The 7,328-nt window shown below is 50.4% G+C and carries 8 protein-coding genes; 2 read left to right on the top strand and 6 right to left on the bottom strand.

The genetic code is table 11. The features are described 5' to 3' along the window. Positions 1 to 236: 236 nt before the first annotated feature. Together EDD73_RS10210 and EDD73_RS10205 are read left to right on the top strand one after the other, a co-directional pair. Entirely contained in the window at positions 237 to 953 is a 717-nt protein-coding gene (locus EDD73_RS10210; protein ID WP_131919688.1) for an AzlC family ABC transporter permease, read from the top strand. Continuing rightward, positions 943 to 1,248, top strand: a complete 306-nt coding sequence (locus tag EDD73_RS10205; protein WP_131919687.1) for an AzlD domain-containing protein — start codon at positions 943 to 945, stop codon at positions 1,246 to 1,248. Before EDD73_RS10210 ends, EDD73_RS10205 begins: the two co-directional genes overlap by 11 nt. Before the next feature lie 123 nt (positions 1,249 to 1,371). Here EDD73_RS10205 and EDD73_RS10200 read toward each other — a convergent pair whose 3' ends face one another. The 6 genes from EDD73_RS10200 to EDD73_RS10185 all read right to left on the bottom strand — a co-directional run bounded on the left by EDD73_RS10200 (position 1,372) and on the right by EDD73_RS10185 (position 7,327). Continuing rightward, positions 1,372 to 3,786, bottom strand: a complete 2,415-nt coding sequence (locus tag EDD73_RS10200) for a heavy metal translocating P-type ATPase (protein ID WP_131919686.1) — start codon at positions 3,784 to 3,786, stop codon at positions 1,372 to 1,374. A gap of 29 nt (positions 3,787 to 3,815) precedes the next feature. Next, positions 3,816 to 4,289, bottom strand: a complete 474-nt coding sequence (locus tag EDD73_RS10195; RefSeq protein ID WP_165876453.1) for a cupredoxin domain-containing protein — start codon at positions 4,287 to 4,289, stop codon at positions 3,816 to 3,818. Beyond that, positions 4,282 to 4,407 (bottom strand): hypothetical protein, encoded by a 126-nt coding sequence (locus EDD73_RS15470; RefSeq protein ID WP_264672926.1) that lies wholly within the window; start codon positions 4,405 to 4,407, stop codon positions 4,282 to 4,284. The genes EDD73_RS10195 and EDD73_RS15470 overlap by 8 nt, the downstream gene beginning before the upstream one ends. Positions 4,408 to 4,715: 308 nt before the next feature. Further along, on the bottom strand, positions 4,716 to 5,702 hold the full coding sequence (locus EDD73_RS10190) for an NADPH:quinone reductase (RefSeq protein ID WP_131919684.1): 987 nt from the start codon (positions 5,700 to 5,702) through the stop codon (positions 4,716 to 4,718). Between the two features lie 14 nt (positions 5,703 to 5,716). Continuing rightward, complete coding sequence (locus EDD73_RS14905; RefSeq protein ID WP_320055185.1) at positions 5,717 to 5,917, bottom strand: DUF6803 family protein; 201 nt, start codon at positions 5,915 to 5,917, stop codon at positions 5,717 to 5,719. 18 nt (positions 5,918 to 5,935) lie between these two features. Continuing rightward, a complete protein-coding gene (locus tag EDD73_RS10185) occupies positions 5,936 to 7,327 on the bottom strand; it encodes a sensor histidine kinase (RefSeq protein WP_131919683.1) in 1,392 nt (463 codons plus the stop codon). Position 7,328: the final 1 nt, after the last annotated feature.

Genomic DNA, 7,328 nt, shown 5'->3' with positions numbered 1-7,328 from the left:
TCAGGCCTAATCCAAGTTGGAATAAATCGATGTTTTTCATATCCTAATTTTACCCTATTTTACGACTCGTTACCCACACGAAACAGCGAAGAGCCCTTTTTTTGATTTCCTCTTTTGCTTAATTGAGTTCAAAACAGCCTAGCCGGGCACGTATAGTAATGAAAATTTATTTTACTTATCGCAAGGCCAATGGTAGGATGATAACGCCATAGGATCATCCGGGAAAGGAAAGAACCATGAACAGCAATCTTACCTTCTGGAAAAACGGTGTGAAAGACGGTATCCCCATCTTTCTTGGCTACTTTGCTGTTTCCTTTACCTTTGGCATTGTTGCCAAGAATGCCGGGCTGACTCCCTTTCAAGCCGTTCTCATGTCGGCGACCAATTTTACCTCGGCCGGACAATTTGCCGCTCTTGGCGTGATCGGATCGTCGGCCACGTACATTGAGATGGCGATTACTCAACTTATCATCAACCTGCGCTACTGCCTGATGTCCTGTTCGCTGTCGCAAAAGATGGATGAGAGTACGGCGTTTGCCCATCGCTTTCCGGTGGCTTTTGGGATCTCCGATGAGATCTTCGGGGTATCCGTTTGTAAAGAGGGCAAACTCCATCCATTCTACAATTACGGATTGATGAGCATCGCCATGCCGGGCTGGACGCTTGGTACGTTGTGCGGTGTCGTTTCCGGGAGCCTATTGCCGGAACGCATGATCAGCGCTTTAAGTATTGCCCTCTATGGCATGTTTATTGCGATCATTGTGCCGCCGGCCAAAGGTAACAGGCTGTTGGCAGGAATCATTTTTTTGTCGATGCTGATGAGTTGGTTATTTACGCAGATTCCGATGCTCAGCCAGATTTCGCCGGGTTTCAAAATAATTATATTAACGGTACTGATTGCCGGCGCCGCAGCCCTGCGGTTCCCCATCGGGGAGGTTGTCGATGAGCGGTAACATCTATCTTTATATTCTGGTCATGGCCGTCGTTACTTATCTGATCCGTTTAATCCCGTTGACCTTGATGCGCAAGGAAATCAAGAATGTCTATCTCCGCTCTTTTCTCTATTATGTGCCTTATGTGACGTTGGCCGTAATGACCTTTCCCGCCATCTTGCACGCAACAGCCAATCGCTGGTCCGCATGGACGGGTTTCATCGTTGCGCTAATCCTTGCTTATCGGGGTGGCAGTTTGTTTACTGTTTCCCTAGTTGCCTGTATGGCCGTTTTTATTATGGAACTCATTCTTTAGATTCCATCTTTCCAGAAGCCGCTATCGGCAGCATTTCGATGCTACCATGGCGTAAATCTGACCGGTAATGAACGTAACCGGAAAGATTCGACAGCCATGGGTGTGCCCGAAAGCTGTCTGGGGCTATCTTGATAGGGGGGTATAGGACCAGCCTTTCAAGCGCAGCGCATTGGACACGACTGATACGGAACTGAAGGCCATCGCTCCTCCGGCCACAACCGGGTTTAATAAGCCCATGGCCGCGATCGGAATCCCCAGGGTGTTATAAAACAACGCCCAAAACAGATTCTGCTTAATGTTGTTCATGGTCGCACGGCTTAGCGCAATGCTCGCTGGAATACTGCGCAGGTCACCGCGCATTAATGTGATATCGGCCGCTTCCATCGCCACATCGGTGCCGGTGCCAATGGCCATACCTACATCGGCAATGGCCAAGGCCGGGGCATCATTAATTCCGTCACCGACCATAGCTACTTTTTTTCCCTGGGCTTTTAATTTTTCGACTTCTTTCGCTTTATCTTCCGGGAGCACCTCGGCCAGCACGTGGGTAATACCGACTTGATGGGCGATCGCTTGGGCCGTTCGTTGGTTATCGCCGGTAATCATGATCACCTCGATGCCCATTTGTTGCAGTTCACCGATGGCTTCCCGGGAGCTTTCCTTGACGGTATCGGCCACAGCAAGAATCGCCACGATGATGTCATTCCGGGCCATGAGCATGGCCGTCTTTCCCTGATTCTCCAGTTCACTCATGAGGTTCTCCAGCCCCGCCATTGGCACCTGTCGTTCTTCCATCAGCTTGCGGGTACCCAAGATGACCGTTTGGTCTTTGATCATGGCTTCCACGCCTCGACCGGGAATGGCGGTAAACCGTTCAGCGTCCGGCAAATCTCCGAAAACGCTCCTTCCCTGTTTCACAATCGCTTGCCCCAGGGGGTGTTCCGATCCTTTCTCGGCAACGGCGGCCCAAAAAAGGATTTCTTTTTCCTCGAAGGCGGAGAAATTGATGATATCAGTAACTTCCGGTTGCCCTTTGGTAATCGTCCCGGTCTTATCGAGAACGACGATGTTCAGCTTATGGGCATTCTCCAGATGTTCGCCGCCTTTAATTAAAATGCCCTGTTCAGCACCTTTCCCGGTGCCGACCATGATCGACGTTGGTGTGGCCAGGCCCAGTGCGCAGGGGCAGGCGATGACCAGCACAGCCGTGGCGTTAATCAGCGCTCTCGTGAAATTCCCCGGTTCGACGATAAAGTACCAAGCCAGAAACGTGACGACGCCCACGCCGATCACGGCTGGAACAAAGTAGGCGGAAATCACATCGGCCATGCGCTGAATCGGAGCTTTGGAACCTTGCGCCTCTTCAACGATCGTAATAATTTGGGCTAGTGCAGTATCTTTGCCAATTTTCGTCGCTTCAAATTTGAACGTACCTTGTCGATTGATTGTTGCGCCGATGACCTCATCGCCGGCCTTTTTATCGACCGGAAGGCTTTCACCGGTCAACATGGATTCATCAATCGCGGAATAGCCTTCCCGGATCACTCCGTCGACAGGAATTTTTTCTCCCGGCCGCACCATGATCAGGTCACCGCGGACGACTTCTTCGATCGGTATTTCCTGTTCGTGGCCGTCACGAATGACCCGTGCCGTTTTGGCCTGTAACCCCATGAGCTTTTTAATCGCTTCCGATGTTTTTCCTTTGGCGATGGCTTCCAGGAGTTTTCCGAGAATGATCAAAGTGATGATGATGCCCGATGTTTCAAAATAGACATGCATCTCCCCGCCATGCGGATGGCCCCATAGCGTCATCGCCAGGCTGTAGAAGTACGCTGCTGAAGTACCTAAGGCCACCAGTACCGACATATTGGCACTTTTGTTTTTCAAGGCGTAATAGGCGTCTTTATAAAATTGAGCACCGGCAACAAACTGAATCGGTGTGGCCAGGGCTAACTGAAAGTACTTGTTAAAAAGAATCGCCGGTACCCAGTTCCACTGTAGCAGTTCGGCAACCATAACGAACACCAGGGGAAGTGATAAGAGGGCGGAGAAGGTCAGTAAGGTTTTTTGCCGGCGAATTTCTCCTTCCCGGGCCGCACGTTCCTTGTCGGCATTGACTGTATCGCCGGTCTTTTCCGCTTGAAATCCCAGTTTTTCAATGGCCTGCTTCATATCGTTTATGCGTAATGATGCAGGAAAATAGGATACTGTCGCTTTTTCTGTGGCCAGATTGACAGTCGCCTTGGCCACTCCTGGTAAGGTGTTCAGCTTCTTTTCGATTCTGGCGGCACAGGCGGCACAGGTCATTCCGGAAATCTTAAGATCGACTTTGTCCGCGACAATCTCGAATCCGATAGCGGTGACTTTTTTTTGGATAGCATCAACATTAATTTTCTTCGGGTCATATTCTAATGAAGCTTTTTCAACAGCCAGGTTGACAACGGCATTCTGCACGCCATCCATTTTTTTTAGGGTTCGTTCGATCCTTGTCGCACAAGCAGCGCAAGTCATTCCTTTGATATTAAAGCTAACTTTCATTATGGTTCACTCCTCGCTTAGAGACTTCATCAATTACAGCATCCCATGCCGTAGGCTCTCCGCGAAGAACCGGCCGGATTCGAGAGCTGTAAATCTTTCTCTTGTAGCTGAGAAAGGTCATTGACTACGGTAATGGTACTACTGATCATCCCCATCCAGCAAGTGTAGGTAATCGTGCCTTCTTCCATGGGAATGAATTCGATGACGTTGGCCCCCGGTACCAAGGTTTTTTCCATATTGAACTTGGGTATCGTCACCGGGTTATTGCAGCCATTTAAATTTTTATCGGTAGCGTAGATTGTCCATGTTACGGGAATACCTTTTTGTACAACGATGGGCCGGTAGCGCCCTGCTTCGATGGTACTTTCGACGATCTGGCTCTTCCCTTCTATCTTGGCCACATCCCGACCGGTTACTGTACCGGCCGTTTTTGCGGTCCCTGATGCAGCCAACGCGAAGGATGTTATGTTGATTCCGGAAAGATGGATGCCACGGCTAAGCATCATTATCCCCAGTATGATCACCAATACCCCACTGACCTGAACCATCCGCTGCTTGAATTTGCTGTTTAAGAAAGAGCTGATGGCACCCAAACCCAATACAAGTTTTTTGGTTGTTCATATTTTATCCTCCAAAATGGTCAGCCTGCCGGACCTTAGTTTCATCCTGGATATGTACCATCATAGCTCTCGATTGTGTGGTTTTTATGAAGTTGGGATGATGTAAGAAGGCTCCTGCCGATGAATCGGCGGGAGCCTTAATGCTGGATCAAACAATATGGCTGTAAGAGTAAAACAATATGCCTGTCTAAACCATGGTACACTCCTGAGTCAATCGGAGATGGTTATTCAATCCTTTTGAAAACAGTATTTGATGAACCGAAAGGCCACTGTGCCTGAATGACGCGGCACAGGAGTGCAAATACATACCTAATTCTCACTGATTTTTAACAGCATCTTCCCGCGCGCGCTTTTTTCCAGGATATCGATCTGCCCTTGCTTGGCCTCGGCAAGGGGGTATTCCCGCCCCACCACTGGACGAAGCACACCTGATTCCAGGGAAGCCGATAGCGCAGCCAGTGCCTCTCGATTGTCGGCCGGTGTTGCGTTCCACAGTGCCATACCCAGAACAGCCGATTCTTTGATCATTAACAGTCGCGGCGTGAACGGAATGCTTCCCCGGTTGCCCACCACGACAATACGGCCGAACATGGCTAGGATCTCGGCATCACGCTCTAAGTTCACATTAGCCAGCATCTCGATGATGACATCAACACCGGCTCCTCCCGTAAAATCAACGATCTTTTGAAAATGCTGGGGATCATGATGGTTGAATGCTTCATGCACCCCCTGATCCCGCAAAAAAGCCAATTCGCTATCGTTCCCGGCCGTCCCGATGACATAGGCACCGTGGGCGCGGGCCAGTTGCACTGCTACAGTACCGACGCCACCGCTGGCACCATGGATCAAGACCGTTTCACCGGGTTTTAGTTGCGCTCGCTGAAAAAGTGCCCGGTATGCCGTGAGGCCGGGAATCCCGATGGCCGCTCCCTGCGCAAAAGATGTCCGGTCTGGTAACCGGTGAACGGCATCCGCATCACAGACCACATATTCCGCATAGGTGCCTGTTTTGTTTTTGGCCAGCATGGATGCGACAAATACGCGGTCGCCTTTTTGCAGGCCCTGAACATTGACACCAACAGTATCTACGACACCGGCTCCGTCAAACCCGGGAACATAAGGCAGATCCGGTTTGAAAAAAGCGTAGGTGCCGGTCCGAATATATGCTTCGGCTGGGTTGACGCCGGCATAATGCAATTGTACCCGTACTTCCCCCGGGCCTGGCTCAGGTACAGGTACTTCGGCGAGTTGAAGCACATCGGCTTCGCCGAAGGCCTTCATTAGAATGGCACGCATCCGGTTTTCCTCCTTTAGTGACTTGAATGCTGCATCTCTACCGGCGGTGCCGACGCGCCGGCCATCATCAACTGTGGATCGAGTATCCCGAAAATCATCGCAACATGGGCGACGACTAGGAAGATCGCCACAAAGATCGCATGCAATTTAAGTTTGTCCATTTGATTACGAGACTTGCCGATCATTCCTAATTCTAATAGGGCAATTCCGCCCAAGGGAATGATATGAAGATTTTATGGAGCCGGTAGGGTTACGGTAAAGACCGTGCCCTCTTCATCTGTACTGCTGGCACGGACAGTTCCCCCGTGGGCAGTGACGATGGCTTTGACAATAGCCAGTCCGACACCGGCGCCACCGGTATTGCGCGTACGCGATCGATCGGCCCGGTAGAAGCGTTCAAAGATATGCGGTAAATCTTTCGGCGCAATGCCGATCCCGTTATCCCTGACGTTGAGACGGATTTGGTCTTGCTCACAAGTGATGGTGATGGCCACTGCGCCCTCTGCCGATGTATATTTTATGGCGTTGGAAAGCAAATTCACGATAACCTGGCTGATTTTATCCCGATCGGCCACGATGAGGGCCTGTTCCCCTTGCAGGGTGACGGCGATGTTTTTGTTCCTAAAGTCGGCCTCAAAGTTTTTCAGCAAGTAACCGGTCAATTCCTGCAGGTCAAATTCTTCTTTATAGAGCACCAAGTCTTCACTTTCATAACGGGCTAACTTTTCTAAATCGCCGACCATCCGGTTGATTCGCAGGATTTCTTCATGGCAGCTTTCCAATCGGGACCTATCAGCTTGCCAGATCCCGTCGATCATGGCCTCCATGTGACTTTGTAAGGTGGTTAAGGGCGTCCGCAGTTCATGAGCGATATCCACGGTGAGACGTTTGCGTAGTTTTTCCTGATTAGCTAACCCTTCTGCCAGTTCGTTGATGGTCGACGTCAGTTTATTGATTTCCAGCGTATTGGATGTGTCGAGAATGCGGCTGTCATAATGACCGTGGCCGATTTCCTTGGCAATCTCCACCGCTTTGGATATAGGTCGGCTTAAGCGTTTTGCGGTGACACTGCCTAAGAGCAAGGCCAGCAGCAACGCGATCAACCCGGCCCCTGCTAACAGTTGATTCAAGGTGTTAATAAAGGCAAGATCGTTATCGGTAAAGTAAAAGGGACCGTAGTAACCGATATCGACGGTACCAATCGGCACCCCATCCTGCATCAAGGGATAGGTCTGAACTTCATAGGCTCCCTCAAAGTCCGGATAGCGACTGGTCATGTTGTGAGCCATGTGATCGATCATTTGCGTGCAAAGCCCGTTGTTATGAACGACGGCATCCCAGACCGTGCTCCCGTCCGGGTTCATGACTTTGACAATCAAGCCCTGTTCCAACGCGCTGACGCCGATATTCTGGACGGTGCTGTTGTTCCAGCGATTTTCTCCTTGATCGTATTGCCGGCTAAGCATACTGACGATCTCAATGTTGCGAGCTTCTTGCTGCCGGACAATGTACTCTTTGAATTGTTTTTCCAAAAACACATTAGTCAGCACACTGATCAGCACGACCAAAAAAACGGCAAGCAGCGCATAGGCAAGGGACAAGCGGGTTCGTAATCGCATTTGCATC

The organism is Heliophilum fasciatum (assembly GCF_004341395.1).
In the GTDB taxonomy this organism is placed as follows: Bacteria; Bacillota; Desulfitobacteriia; order Heliobacteriales; family Heliobacteriaceae; genus Heliophilum; species Heliophilum fasciatum.
The sequence above is the reverse complement of the archived record's forward strand: the minus strand, read 5'-3'. Positions and strand labels throughout refer to the sequence as shown.